Here is a 14,048-nt window from a genome sequence, read left to right as displayed (position 1 = left end):
TCCCCTTTAACAGTAAAAGAAAATTTCACCATAGGATCTTATATCACCACTTTTTTGCCCAATTTTTAAAAACCCCATACCAGCTTTTCTTGCTGCTATTTCATCAATATCCCTATCACCAACATATATAGAATGCTCTGGTAACAACCCTAGTTTTTTTAAAGTAACTTCTAAGCCAATTGGACTTGGTTTAAATGAATTAACCTCTAAATCAATTGCACTTATCTCAGCTTTAAAATAACCATTAATTCCCATAGCTTTTAATTTTTCCTTTGAGGGATAATCTGAAAATATCCCAAGTTTAATACCTTTTTGTGCACATAAGCTCAAAAATTCATCCAATCCCTTGGACTTACATCTATGTAAATATACAAGGGGGTTAGTATAAATCCACCTTCCTACAGCATCTTCAACCACCTTCCTTGAAACTTTCAATTTTTTAGCTACAATATCATATTGAAGGTCCTTTAGTAGACCTGGTGAAGGGTTATATCTCAAATTTTCCCTTATTTTACGAAAAAGATAAATTATTCTTATCTCGTAAATTGTTTTAACAGGATATTTTAACAAATTTATAGTTATTTTTCGTAAGATAAATCTTCTCAGTAAATTTTGATTATATAATGTCCCATCTACATCAAAGATTATTCCTTTGATAGAACTATTTAAACTAAATTTATTCATACTTTTTTATTTCATTCAAATTTTTCTTTAATATGTTTTGTCCAAGTAAATACATGGATATAATACCAATTACAGTTGTTGGTATATACCAAAGTGAATGAAATAGGATAGAGAAACTAAACCCAATATCTTTTGATATATTAAATAAAGAAAGCCCTTTTACACAGACAAATTGAAATGTACCTATATATCCAGGAGCAGAAGGGATCATAACTCCCAAATTTATAATTCCAGTTAATAAAAGTGATTCCCAAAAACCTATATGGATATGAAAAATAAGCAGGGAAAACCACAAAAACAGCACCCACAATGCCCAACACATAAAAGATAAAAACAATGCACCTAAGATCCTAATACCTTTAATGCTTTCCATACCAGAAAAGATCATACTTATATAAAATTCTAAATTGATCTTAAATTTATTTTTAAAACGGTTTGGGACAAAAAAAATTAGTAATTCAATACAGTTATTCTGAAATTTATACAAAAACAATAAAACAAGAAACAGGAAGATAAGAAGACAAAAAGTAAATCTCCCCAAATACATTGGCCATGTTGAATCAAGGTCCAAAATAAATGCAGTAAGGACAAAACAAGAAAGCCAAAATACATCTAACGCCCTCTCTATTATAATTGAAGAAAAGACCTTTGTTCTACTTATGTGCCATTCACTTCCAACAGTATATGCCCTAACAAATTCTCCAAGTCTTGCAGGCAATATGTTATTTGCCATGAGCCCCACCATTAAATGTAAAAAAAGCCTGGATACAGATAGAGTATTATCTTGTAAAAGATACGACCACAAAATACTCCTTATATATAGACTAAACAAGAAGACAGACACAGCAATAGGAATAAACCTGTAATCTGCGAGCTTAAAAGCGTTCAATATATTATGGATATCAAGAGAATGTAAGGATAAGGCCAAAAACACCGCTGATAATAAAAGGCCCAAAAATTTTAGTTTACTAGACATGACTTTAAAAACTAAGGTCTATCCCTTAAAACAAATTCAACCTGTCTAAAGGTTTTAGCCCAGGCCATTGCTGCCACCTCCATTCCCTTTGCTGTCCAATGTACTCCATCCTTCCATATAAATTTGTGCCTATCACCACTTTGTTGTATTTCATTAAACACATAGGCCACGGGAATCTTATTTTTTCTGGCCTCTTCAATTAATATTTTATTAAACATGGCCTCTGGTAGTGACCTGGGATCCTTAAACCCTCTTGGTGGGATAGTGCCTATTATTACTACTACTCCCTTTGATTCTGCTTTTTTTGCTGTGTCAATTAAATCGTAAACCCATTTAAGATAGGTATCATTATCTTTTAATACACCCCTAACATTATTTGTACCAAACATAAGCAGCATAAATTCAGGCTTTACCCTGTTAAGTATTCTATTTTCCAAATTTTTCTTTCCCCAACCAGTAGTCATGCCCTCATAACCAAAAGCTTTCACCCTATATATACCTAGAGCGCCCACAGTAACTTGAGGATATAAAGTAGGAGCGGTTAGAGAATCCCCATACATAACAACAAGTCCTTTTTCTACTTTTCCCTTTCCCATCTCATGGATTTTTTTTACATGTTTTATATAGTTCTCTCTATCTACAATTAACTGATCTATATCACTTTTAATGGGAGTTGCAATACTTTTAACTTCAACAACATCTGACCACTCTCCAATATTATTTTGAAAATCACAAGCAAGTACCCTGTACTTATATATTCCTCTACCTACTGTTTTATCAATGTAATATGGACGATAATTTTCAGCAATCTTTTTAAACTTTCCTCCCTTACCAGATCTAGAAATCACATACACCATTGGAAATACGTTGTCATGAGCTACCTTCCATTCTAATTTAACCCCATCTCTTTCTGCATATGCCTTTAATCCCTCAACTTTAGATGGGGGCACATGATCATCACCTCTATAAACAACAAAATTATCAAGAATTATACTCACCTCTCCGTCTTTAGGTTCTGGTCCCCAAAATCTTATATTGGTAAAATGAGTATCACCCCTAATATAACCACGATTTTTTGAATTATATCTAAATAAATCCACATAATATAGCACAGGAACCCATCTATTATCTGGCAAAAACCTATATCCATATGGGGTAGTATTATCATTTGCCTTTTTATCAAACATATTCAATGTGGCTTTTTTAAAATCATTTCCCTTTGCCATAAAGGCAATCTTAAGACCTTTGGATCCCTTTATGTCTAAGTCAACCATTGGACCAGACCATTTTTCTTTGCAAATTGTCAGAAGGGACTTCCCTGAAATAGAATCATTTATCATTTTTTGTATCACTTTCCTTGAACCATGAAATCCTTTTTTAGATTTATCAAAATCGTTTTTGTAATAGATTGTAATTCCATCTTCTTCCACAGGTGAGCTAACAGAGTTGTTACATGAAATTATAAAAAAAACACATACCAATAAACTCAACATACTAATGTACTTTGTCACTATCTTGCTCCTTTTTTATTTTCTAATTATACAACAAAACAACGCCCATCCAGGGCTCTATCTTTATTTTTTTAACATCCTCATACATTAATTTACCATGGAAATTCCCATCTCTGTCTACAGGTCCCCCACCAATTGGTATCACCTGTTTTACTCTCTTTTTAAACTCTACCTCATAGGGTCTATTTGACACATTCACCCAAACCTCTCCCTTCTCATATTTCCTTTTATATAAGCCATCTCTAACCTGTAAATCTCTCAATGAAGAAATCAAAATTTTCTTAGGACAACCAATACTTATATCAAATTCTGGATACCACGATAATGCACCTCTATGAAAATAAACAACATAAGAGTAATTCCCTTTTATAAGCAAGTAACAAGCCAAATAATACATTCTTTTTCCAACATCTTCATCACTTTTTAGATATGACTGAAATATTACAATCTTGTCATTTTTAATGAGCCTAAGTGTCCTCTCCATGGCCATTTTCCAATCAACACTACTTTTGGTATCAAAGGCCCACTCTAGAAAGGCTCCTGAAGCTGTTGTATAGTAGTCTGTATCATCCCAGGTTGTAAATAATGCGCTGGTATTTGGAATAGCAGCATAGCCATGTTTTTCTAAGTAATTGGTGATATCTCTCATAAAATCTTCATAGGCTTCTTTCCAGGTCTTGTGACCTAGTTCTTTAAATTCTCTCGTTTTTGCTGAAGTTTTAGAGAGTCTTGGATCCAAATGAGATGCTTCATACTGCAACAAATCAATACTTGATGAGTCTAAAAAAACACCATTATATTCTCCATCTTGCATTTGCCTAAGTATAGATTTTTGCCAGTATTCCCTAAAATTTTTATTTCCAATATTCATAAGATATTTACCATCTGATCTAGAATACACCCTTTCTCCTTTTTCATTGTGCCAAAACCAATCCTCATGAGTAGTCACAAAATCCCAGTCATTCCCCCAATGTTCCCCATCTATGATAAATTTATGTCTTGGGTTTTGCTGCCAAATACCAAGATGATAATGAAGAACAACAAAAGGCCTTTTCAAGAGCCTTGTATAAAAACGTATTCTTCTGGAAGTTTTTAAGGTCAATTTTTGGCTCCCAACATAATGACTGGCAACAAAACGAACCTGCCTCTCACTCATTCTATTTGGTAGTTGATCCGTTATAACCATTATTTTACATGTTGTTTTAGGGAATCCAAATTTACCTTGAGCATTTGCTTTAATAGACCATAACATACAAAAAGAAATGACAATACAAATAGTAGCTAACAATTTTCTATCCATTTTTACTCCTCTCCGTCGATTTTTTATAGCTTAAATATATTTTAAGTGAGATTTTTATGTTTTAGCTAACCAAATATTATTCAAAAACTCAACACATTATTTTTAAAAATTCCAAGTATATTTTCTCAGATATTCTTTTCCACTCATGTTGCTTTGCCCATTTCTTTCCTTTCTTACCCATCCTTTCTCTAACTTCAGGATTAAGTATTAAATAACGCAAAGCATCTTTAACTTCTTCTCTACTCTTACCATTAACTACTATTCCTGTTTCTCCATCTCTAACAGCCTCTGGTTGTCCCCCAACATTTCCTGCAATAGAAGGGATACCAGCAGCTGCTGCTTCTAAAAATACAATGCCAAATCCTTCTATCATAGAACCATGTTTAATAGAGGGCATTATATAAATGTCTGCAAGATTAAAGGCCAAAATCTTTTCTTTTTCAGAAACAAAACCCAAAAAATAAACTCTGTCTTCTATTCCTAAAGTATAAGCTAATTCTCTAATACGTTTTTCTTCCTCTCCTGATCCTATAACAATATACTCAATAGAATGTCCTTCCTTAATCAAATTTGACAAAACCTCTAAAACCAATTTATGATTCTTTCGAGGTTCCATACGGGCAACTGTAAGTAGTACTACACTATTTTTTCTTATTCCTAACTTGTTACTATAATCTAATACTTCTTCTTTAGGCACTTGATAGTCGCTAAAATTTACTCCTAAATGAAATACTTTTACTTTGGCCTTTGGAAAAAATTCCAATACCCTCTTTTCTGTAAAAAAACTATTAGCAATTATGAGATCTGCATTCTTTAAAATTAATTTAGTAAACAACTTATATTCTCTGCTACTATTAGCAACCAAAAATTCCTCTCCATGAGCATAAACAACCAATTTAATTCTTGGATTTAAGCATTTTGCAAATAAAGCAAAATAACCATCAGGAATACTCCTCAATATGTGCACACAATTAACAGACTTTTTTATTAACCAATTGAGTTTTGTTACCTTAAAAAAATTTTGTATTGATAGAATAGTTGGTGGGTATAAAGATAAATCCACTCTTTTTAAAACCAAAGAGGCATCTAAATGAGATATATCAAACTCCGCCTGCAAACTAGAAAGAGTTGTATCCTTAGAATAATCCTGTACAATGGCTAATACCTTTTCCGGCCAATTTTTATAAACATTATAAATCCAGAAATGTGCGCCCCCGATTTTCGGGAAAAAATCAGTTGCTATGAGATAGTGTTTCATTAATTATTTCCTTAAGATCTTCTTAAAATTATAGTAAAGTCAACTTATTCTGTTTACTAATTTATTTTCATTGATTTATTGATGTAGATGTTGTTTTAAATTTATGTAAATATAATGGACTAATAAACAAAAATAAAAGAATATTTCATATATATGTAAACTTAAAAACATGGCACACACTGTAAAACCAAATAAAGAGACAAATAACGCCTCGGAAGTTAAGTACATAAAATCATCTTTATTTTTAAAATATTTAGAAGCCTTATTTAAGGTTTTAAACATTAAATAAAGTAATATAACCCAATTTATTCCTGCTAAAATTCCACATTCCGCTGATATTTGAAAAAAAGTATTATGGGCCTCTCTAGGAGTTTTATCCGAATAATCAGAAAATGCAGTAAAGAATGAACCTAATCCAACTCCACAAAAAGGATTATCCTTTATCATCCGGACAGCTGCTTGCCATGCTTGGATTCGCGTCTGAGCTGAAGATTCTTTATTGTATTTTGTAATTGTTTCTGCCCTATTTTTCATAATGCTTCCACCTTGCCACTGGTAAATAAAGAAGAAAACCGGAATAAGAAGAAGGCCTAGAAACTTTTTTGGAGAGCGCATTGCTGCAATAAATATTGTAGATACTATTCCTAACAATCCCCCTCTTGAAGCAGTCAAAAACACAGCATGCCAGGTAAAAGGAACTATACTCCAAAAAATAATTCTTAATAACTTATTTTTAACTAACCAACCAAAATAATAAAAAAATGGACCCCCTACTACGAACAACAGAGCAAAAACGTTTTCATCGCCATATGCACTTCCAATTGGGGATCGAGGTCCAGCCAATCTCAAAAAGAATACTCCAGACAAATACCGCATATTAGCCCAATAAGTTAAATATATAACAGAAAGCATAAAAACTACTATAAGGAAAAAAAACTTTTTTCGGTTATCTATTAAAATCACAGCTACCGTGTAAAATAAAAAAATTTTTTGATAAGTTGAAAAAAGTTCTTGAGAACCCAAGGGCAAACTTTTTGTCACATCTGAATATGGTCCTAACAAGTAAGAAAAAATTATAAAAACATACCATACTAATAAACTCAAATTTATTGGACTTTTTAGTCTTGAATACTCAAGTTGTCCTGATAAAGTATTATATAAGCAACCAATTATCACAGCAATTGTCACAGTGAAAAAAGGTCTACTAGGTACACCCCAAAACCAAATAAATTGTGGTCCAAGAATTACAATAAAATAACCCACAACAACCCCTATCCAAGGGACCACCAAAGACATGATCGAGGATCCATAGACTATTAAGTACCATAAAATTTTAGCCATACAACATACCAAAATTAATATTATTGAAAACTCTTAACGATTTTTTACCTTCCATTATTTTGATTTTTTAATTAAGTTAAGCTAGCCACCCAATTATATAAATTGTATACAGTACACAAAAAAAAGAGTCCGAAACAAGCTCTTAATAATATTGAATTGCTTAATTTTCTAAAAAATAAAAAACAGGAGAGGCAACAAACAGGTACCAAAGAGAGAAATGCTCTTTGACCATAGGTATCACCCCAATCAAACCAACAAGAAGCCAGGTAAATATGAGAACAAAAAACTAAAAAAATAGCAATGTACAAAATCTTATTTTTGTCTTTTGTAAATAGCAAAAAAGTAGTTATTACAAAAGAAATTAAATAAATAGGATGTGTAATAAATGCTCCATTTTTACCAAATAAATAAGTAAATAAATGAGGATTAGTCCATGAAAAAAGCTTTATGTCATGATAACGGGTCTGATACGCATTAAAAACTAGTTTATTATAATCAATGGACCAAATAAAAACCTGTAGTAAATAAGCTAGTAAAATTGCAATGCTAGCCATCACAACTATTTTAATAGCAGTAAAAAATTGTCTAGAATAAATATACCTATATAAAATAGGCATTAATAAAACAATATAAATAGCATCTGTAGGACGGACTAATGTTAACATAAATAAGGACAAACATAAAACCATTAATGAAATCAAATTCTTATTATTATGCTCATGTAAGTTTAACAAATAATATATATAAATAAATCCCCATATAACAGAACATATATGATTCATATTAGGATATATTGTTATATAGTAAAAAAAATTTGATCCTAAAAAAAATGTATAGAACAAAAATAAGAGCCAAAGCCTATCGCGGTTCGATGATAAATATTTTTTGTAGTGTAAACGACAAAAGACAAAAAGTAAAAATATTTGCCATAAAAAAGGAGATATCTGAAAGATTGCTTCATAACCTGATAAGTGGGCATAAAAGAATTTTAAAATTAAATATAAAAGTAAGTAAGGTATTAAGTTAGTTAATGTCCACCCAAATGTATAATTATTGTGAATTTTGTCGATTTTCTGTGTTTTTTTTAATTCAGGAAAACATTCTGGATGTGTAGTGAGTTCTAACAATTCATTAGAAATATCCAAGTCCTTATCAAAAACTAACGATCTTAATTGGGCATAATAAACTTGACCATCCGATCCTCTGACAAAATCTCCATAATAATGAAAACATCTCAAGCCTGCTAAAAGTAAAATAAGAAATAACATGTAGAACCACCCATCTAACAACTTACAGTAACTTTTAAATAAAAAAATTTGTTTCATCTGCCATAATCTTTTATTGTTTTTGATATATTGAGATTACGTGATTATAAACTCTTAATACATTCGTTACATGGCGATCAATAGAAAAAAATTCTTTACAACGTTGATAAGCAACTCTTCCCAACATATCCCTTAAAGAAGAATTTTCAATTAATGTAGCTAGGGCCTTGGAAAGATCTTTAGGACTTTTGGGTGGAACTAACAGCCCTGTTTTTCCATCAACAATCATTTCAGGAATACCTCCTACCTTAGTTCCAATTACTGGTCGGGCGTGGGCCATCGCTTCTAATGTGGCATTTCCCAAAGGCTCAATATGACTTGGCACAGTAACTAAATCTACTGCATCTAACCAAAAATCTACATTTTTCTGAAATCCCCTGAAATCCACCTTTACTCCCAAAATTTCGGCAAGTCGTTCCATTTCCTTTCTATAACTTCCACTATGCTCGAGATCCTCTCCTATCACAACCAAATATGCCTTGTTTTTTAAATCCCCTTTTAATAGTTTCCAAGCCTGGATAAGATCCTGTATACCTTTTCTGTAAATTATCTGACCTGCAAATAACACAATAATCTTATCTTTGGGCAAATTCAGCAATTCCCTAAGCTGTAATTTCTTATAATAATCTATTTGTTCCGGGATGGGAAGTCCGTCATAAACAACATCTCCTACTTGATATTTCAAAGGGGGAAAAGCTTCTTCTAAATCTCTACGAAGTGCATCTGAAACAAATATATGATATTCAACTCCAAATTTTAAAAACCACTTTATTGCCTCTCCATTGAATATATATCTATGATGGCATATGCGAGGAATTTTTAAATATTTAGCTGCAAAACTAACAAATTGAAAACTAGGCAAATCATTGACGTGCAGTAGATCAAATCTTTCCTTTTTTAAAAATAAAAAAAACTTAAGAGCAGCATAAATATAGAAAAAAAGATTCCATTTAGAAGTAAAGGGTAGAGGCATATACACCCATTTTACTCCATTTTTGGAAAACCTCTCTCCAACTTCATTATTTGATCCCAATACACAAAGAACATTACATCCACAAGATTCAAGTCCTAAAGCTAAACGTTCCATTGCTACTTCTGCCCCACCAATGAAAGGTGCTAAACTAACTAATAATATTTTCATAACCCTTGACTAACTCCTTATAGTGACTTTCCAATTTTGGTAGAATTTTTTCAGAAGTAAAATGTTTTAAAAATCTTTCACGAGCCATATCAGACAATCTAGATCTTAATATATTATCTTTAGCAAGCATGCAACATGCCTCTGCAAGAGATTGTATATCATTTTGTTTTATTATCACTCCTGCATTACCAACTACTTCCTTAATAGCAGGTACGTCAAACGCAATCACTGGTACACCCAATGCCATAGATTCGAGAACAGACATCCCAAATGTTTCATATCTAGAAACTGAAATTGTCGCTGTATTTGAAAGCATTAATTTAAAAACATCATCAGAGTGTCCCACAAATCTAAGTAAATTATCAACTTGCTTTTTTTTACATAGCTCAACACAGTAATTATAGTAATTAGGTTCTTTAGCTCTGCCTACTACGTAAATAGGATAATTAACTTTTTTATTTTTAAACAGAATAGCAAGATTGATTAGATGCTCCTGTGCCTTAATTTTCTGTATTGATCCATAACATCCGAAATTGATATAATTTTTTTTATAAGATATATCGTCAGTATAAGAGTCAAACAAAGAAGAGTCTAGGCAATTATGTAGAGCAGCAAGTTTTTTTTCATCAATTGTGTCTAGTAATTTCTTTTTTTCTTCCTGTAACAATGAATTTGAAACAAAGAATAGTAAACTCGGCCTATATTTTTTTTTAAAAAGCCATGCATAAAAATCCTTGTTGAAATGAAAACGAATATGGACTACTGCCGGTACTGACAATACGCGACAAACATAACGCGATAAATAGTAAGATGATTCAGAATTACAATGAATAATATCAGGTTTAAATTTTAAAACAATCTTGAATAACTTTATTAAGTTTAAGAAAAAGTTTAAGTTATTACTAATTGTTGTATTAAGAGGAAAATAATTTGTGTTTAGTGTCTCTTGTAAAGCATAACTCAAAGTCCCATTTAAAGGACAACAGGCTCCAATTTCCCATCCTTTTTCTAAAAAATAATTAATCCAAGTCAACATTACTCGATTTCCAGCTTCAGCCGTATTGGTTGCTGAAATATATAAGACTTTCATCTCACTAGACCTCCCTCTATTTCCTTCAGTACAAGTGTCGCATTGCTCATTTCGATCCTTCTTAATTCTTTATGGAATTATAGAATATAACTTATCCTTTGCTTTCTAAGAATGTTAAATTCATTACATTCTTCCTTTGTTTGCCTTATGGCAATTATTCCTCTTCATACCTACACATAACCTATCCTTAAGTCTGGGAAAAAGAAATACAATGGAATAAATAAAACCAATTTATTTTTTATTATATCCAACAAAAATATAACCGTTTACTAAATTAAATACAAATTCCACTACAATTGGTACAAATTTTAAATAAAAGGCCCTAAGCCCTTGAAAATGACACCACCATATATATTGTAGCTTTAATATAGCAAACAACTATCCAATGTAGCACCAAAAGACTAAGTAAAAAAATTTGCTCTATGCTCTATCAACAACACTCTTTCGTTAAAATTGCTACAACAGGAACAACCACTTTGTCCCAATTATATTTCTTTGCTTCTTCCAAACAGCCCTTTTTGCGCTCTACGTGAGGTATTGACAACAATTCTTTTACTCCAAAAGCCATCTCTTTAGGACTATGCCCCACTATTCGTCCAGTCACAGAACCAGGAGTGATAAACTCTCTAAAATATGGATGGTCAAAACATACTACACTTCGACCTAATCCCAAACTAGCCATCAACGCCCCACTTGTAGTAATGTTGTTATAAGGTAACAAAATAATATCGCATAATTTAATCATTTCGGAGTACTCTTTATCAGACAACTTCCTAGGAATTAATGTTACATTATTAAGAGCACAGATTTCTTTTTTAATATTGGAAAGATAATTAGGACAATAAGGTGTTCCAGCAATGATAAGATGAGTGTTTTCTAAATATTTAATCATTTCAATAGCCAGTAGATGTCCACGATAAGGACGAATAGCACCTATAATTCCTAGAACTGGTTTATTTTTTTCTATTAAATATTTTTTTCTAATAGTTAATCTGTCTTCATTACACTTAAAATATTCCCCAAAATTACCATGAGGCATAATTACTACCTTAGATTTAGGTTTATATTTTTTTATTATATATTCCTTAGACCAGCAGCTATGAACTATTATCAGGTCGCATAACTTAATAAGAATTCTATAGCCTAATTCATCTAAAAATATATCTCTATCGTGCCTCCTATGATTATGAACAGTCCATATTATAAATTTATTTTCTTGTTTTGCCTTTTTTAAAAATTTGTATAAACCTATTATTAATCTAATGCCCTTAAAATAAGAATCTCCCCATAAATATTCACACCAGTGGAAATGAATACCTGTTAAACTCTCTTCATTAAGAATATCATCATTAAAGACTTCGCTTTCCATGACCTCTATACCATATTTTTTAAGGGCATTAGAATAACATTCTAAATAGGCATGCCATCCCCTAGGAATTGTTTTAAAAACCAACTTTTTTTTTATATTAATCATATCAAATTCAAATAAAGCTCTTCAAACTTTTTACAATTTACTTCTTCACTAAATTTTTTAATTGCGTAATCTCTATTTGCTTAAATAGTATACCCTTTCCCTTCTGCAAAAATCTTCCGTATCACTGATAAAAACTGTTTTATATCATCACCTTTCACCAAAAAACCATATGGTGTTCCTCCTATAAAAAGTCTCCCAAAACTTTTCTAGTAAACATTGAGTCAAATTTAACATAGCTCTCTCTATGTTAATAGCATTTAATATTTCTTCAACTTCTTCTACTACAAAAACTTCTTGATAACCTCGATTTGATTATTCCAATATGTTATAAAAACTAAACACTTTTTTCACTTTTCCATATTAATACTAATAATCATGATTCAATATACATCAAACGCTGCAAAGCAGTTTTGACCCATTCAATGCCTGTACCATCCCCACATGGGATTTTGATATAATTGTACAGACCAATAATTAAATCTGATAGAGTAGGACAAAAAAATATAAAAATTTTTCTAGCACTAGGATTATTAAGTGTCTTCTCCTTTTAGTATGTCAATGCAAACTCTTTGATGCACTTTTCCATATTTTGCAATGGAGGTGTTAACCATCAGCTAGAATAGTGAAAAATAATTAAAAGATTAGCTTCTTCAACCAATTTCTAAAATATTCTTTTAAGAGCCCTTTTTCTGTCTGATAGCATTGCCATTTTTTTATATATTCATTTCTTGAAAAGAAAATGCAACTTATAGTCTTTAAGTAAAGAGTAATGAGACGCCTAATTCTCCATCTTGGCATTCCAAAGAACAAGGCTACATTTTTTTCTGAATAACATTCGGTAATTGCCAAAAACCGACCCTGAGCTTCGTAGTATTCGCGAATATATTTTCTTGAAAGCCTTTCCTTGGTTATAAAATGTTTAACTCTAGCGGTGGGTATCCAAATTCCATACCACCCATCTTTTAATAGGAAACGGAAAAAAGTTGTTTCTTCTCCTCCTATCAAGCTATGACCCTTTCTCCCTAATTCAGGGTCATATTTTATTTTCTGATAAATGAATTGTTTGACAGCCATATTAGCACCAAAAGGGGTTATTTTCGCATTATCGATGACCAATTCCTTAAAGCTGATATTGCGACAGGCATAAGCCGTTTCAAAGATAGAAAAATTTTGTTGAATCCATTTTGGGGGTCGGGTCTCAAACCAAGGCCCAATTGGACCTCCAAAAAAAGCAGCATCAGGATATTTATTAAAGCCTTTAACATATTCAATAAGCCAGTATTCATCTACTAACACATCGTCGTCGGTCCATATAATATAGTCCCCTTTGGCTTCACTAATAGCTCGATTGCGTGCATGAGATAGCCCTTGTTTGGGTTCAAAAATATGTCTGACTGGTAATCGTCCTCCAAATTCATTGACTACTTCCTCGGTATTATCTGTGGAGTTATTGTTAACTACCAGGAGCTCCCAAGATATGCTCTCTGGGTGTCTGAGCTTAGTCATTTGCTCAAGAGTCTGGCGCAGCAGCTTTGCCCTATTCCATGTGCAGATGGCGATGGTGATGTTCATAGCTGTTCCTTCTTAAAATATAATAAGTTGTTTTTAAGAGAGGCTGTATTAAGGGTATCCTTTTCTTTGTCAGTAAAATAAAACTTTGGTAAGTGATCCCATGTAATATTCCTCTTTTTGGACTCTTCTCTCCTTTTCCATGGTATTGAAGCATATTCAATAAAGATTTTATTCACAATAGCACCTGATTTAACTATGACTCCCTTTTGTTCATACAGTGCAGTTGTCTCTTCAAAGACAGTCATTACCTTGTAGATCACATGCTTTGTAACAGCAATTAGTGGTCTAGTGAGGGATAGTATTGTCTATATCCATTCCCCCAAAAAAACTTGAAGATAATTATGTATATTAATTTAATATATAATATAACCAGTCA

At 31.9% G+C, this 14,048-nt stretch carries 12 protein-coding genes; all 12 read right to left on the bottom strand.

Annotation, left to right across the window (positions count from 1 at the left end; genetic code table 11):
• Nucleotides 1–6: 6 nt before the first annotated feature.
• Nucleotides 7–684 (bottom strand): HAD family hydrolase, encoded by a 678-nt coding sequence (locus ACYQ0O_RS01195; protein WP_459889876.1) that lies wholly within the window; start codon nucleotides 682–684, stop codon nucleotides 7–9.
• Nucleotides 677–1,660, bottom strand: a complete 984-nt coding sequence (locus ACYQ0O_RS01190; RefSeq protein WP_459889874.1) for a lysylphosphatidylglycerol synthase transmembrane domain-containing protein — start codon at nucleotides 1,658–1,660, stop codon at nucleotides 677–679. The genes ACYQ0O_RS01195 and ACYQ0O_RS01190 overlap by 8 nt, the downstream gene beginning before the upstream one ends.
• A gap of 11 nt (nucleotides 1,661–1,671) precedes the next feature.
• Complete coding sequence (locus ACYQ0O_RS01185) at nucleotides 1,672–3,171, bottom strand: SGNH/GDSL hydrolase family protein (RefSeq protein WP_459889872.1); 1,500 nt, start codon at nucleotides 3,169–3,171, stop codon at nucleotides 1,672–1,674.
• A gap of 22 nt (nucleotides 3,172–3,193) precedes the next feature.
• Nucleotides 3,194–4,471, bottom strand: a complete 1,278-nt coding sequence (locus tag ACYQ0O_RS01180) for a putative glycoside hydrolase (protein WP_459889870.1) — start codon at nucleotides 4,469–4,471, stop codon at nucleotides 3,194–3,196.
• An 88-nt stretch (nucleotides 4,472–4,559) separates the two neighbouring features.
• Entirely contained in the window at nucleotides 4,560–5,729 is a 1,170-nt protein-coding gene (locus tag ACYQ0O_RS01175) for a glycosyltransferase family 4 protein (RefSeq protein ID WP_459889868.1), read from the bottom strand.
• Between the two features lie 75 nt (nucleotides 5,730–5,804).
• Nucleotides 5,805–6,992, bottom strand: a complete 1,188-nt coding sequence (locus ACYQ0O_RS01170) for an O-antigen ligase family protein (RefSeq protein WP_459889866.1) — start codon at nucleotides 6,990–6,992, stop codon at nucleotides 5,805–5,807.
• Between the two features lie 149 nt (nucleotides 6,993–7,141).
• The gene (locus ACYQ0O_RS01165; RefSeq protein ID WP_459889864.1) at nucleotides 7,142–8,338 is read right to left on the bottom strand and encodes a hypothetical protein; all 1,197 of its coding nucleotides are present in this window, start codon (nucleotides 8,336–8,338) and stop codon (nucleotides 7,142–7,144) included.
• A 70-nt stretch (nucleotides 8,339–8,408) separates the two neighbouring features.
• Nucleotides 8,409–9,536: a glycosyltransferase family 4 protein gene (locus ACYQ0O_RS01160; protein ID WP_459889862.1), complete on the bottom strand. Its 1,128-nt coding sequence runs from the start codon at nucleotides 9,534–9,536 to the stop codon at nucleotides 8,409–8,411.
• Nucleotides 9,517–10,626 carry a glycosyltransferase family 4 protein gene (locus ACYQ0O_RS01155; RefSeq protein ID WP_459889860.1) on the bottom strand — a complete coding sequence of 370 codons (1,110 nt, stop codon included), beginning with the start codon at nucleotides 10,624–10,626 and terminating at the stop codon, nucleotides 9,517–9,519. The genes ACYQ0O_RS01160 and ACYQ0O_RS01155 overlap by 20 nt, the downstream gene beginning before the upstream one ends.
• 430 nt (nucleotides 10,627–11,056) lie before the next feature.
• Nucleotides 11,057–12,100 (bottom strand): glycosyltransferase, encoded by a 1,044-nt coding sequence (locus tag ACYQ0O_RS01150; protein WP_459889858.1) that lies wholly within the window; start codon nucleotides 12,098–12,100, stop codon nucleotides 11,057–11,059.
• 633 nt (nucleotides 12,101–12,733) lie between these two features.
• Nucleotides 12,734–13,672 (bottom strand): glycosyltransferase, encoded by a 939-nt coding sequence (locus ACYQ0O_RS01145; RefSeq protein ID WP_459889856.1) that lies wholly within the window; start codon nucleotides 13,670–13,672, stop codon nucleotides 12,734–12,736.
• Nucleotides 13,669–13,932, bottom strand: coding sequence for a hypothetical protein (locus ACYQ0O_RS01140; RefSeq protein WP_075069432.1), 264 nt, complete (start codon nucleotides 13,930–13,932; stop codon nucleotides 13,669–13,671). Before ACYQ0O_RS01140 ends, ACYQ0O_RS01145 begins: the two co-directional genes overlap by 4 nt.
• Nucleotides 13,933–14,048: the final 116 nt, after the last annotated feature.

The organism is Desulfothermus okinawensis JCM 13304 (assembly GCF_054654515.1).
The sequence above is the reverse complement of the archived record's forward strand: the minus strand, read 5'-3'. Positions and strand labels throughout refer to the sequence as shown.

What these genes read in the sequence shown, in the direction of transcription:
- ACYQ0O_RS01190 (WP_459889874.1), bottom strand. Translation starts at nt 1,660, where the DNA reads ATGTCTAGTAAACTAAAATTTTTGGGCCTTTTATTATCAGCGGTGTTT.
- ACYQ0O_RS01150 (WP_459889858.1), bottom strand. Translation starts at nt 12,100, where the DNA reads ATGATTAATATAAAAAAAAAGTTGGTTTTTAAAACAATTCCTAGGGGA.
- ACYQ0O_RS01145 (WP_459889856.1), bottom strand. Translation starts at nt 13,672, where the DNA reads ATGAACATCACCATCGCCATCTGCACATGGAATAGGGCAAAGCTGCTG.
- ACYQ0O_RS01180 (WP_459889870.1), bottom strand. Translation starts at nt 4,471, where the DNA reads ATGGATAGAAAATTGTTAGCTACTATTTGTATTGTCATTTCTTTTTGT.
- ACYQ0O_RS01160 (WP_459889862.1), bottom strand. Translation starts at nt 9,536, where the DNA reads ATGAAAATATTATTAGTTAGTTTAGCACCTTTCATTGGTGGGGCAGAA.
- ACYQ0O_RS01165 (WP_459889864.1), bottom strand. Translation starts at nt 8,338, where the DNA reads ATGTTATTTCTTATTTTACTTTTAGCAGGCTTGAGATGTTTTCATTAT.
- ACYQ0O_RS01195 (WP_459889876.1), bottom strand. Translation starts at nt 684, where the DNA reads ATGAATAAATTTAGTTTAAATAGTTCTATCAAAGGAATAATCTTTGAT.
- ACYQ0O_RS01175 (WP_459889868.1), bottom strand. Translation starts at nt 5,729, where the DNA reads ATGAAACACTATCTCATAGCAACTGATTTTTTCCCGAAAATCGGGGGC.
- ACYQ0O_RS01155 (WP_459889860.1), bottom strand. Translation starts at nt 10,626, where the DNA reads ATGAAAGTCTTATATATTTCAGCAACCAATACGGCTGAAGCTGGAAAT.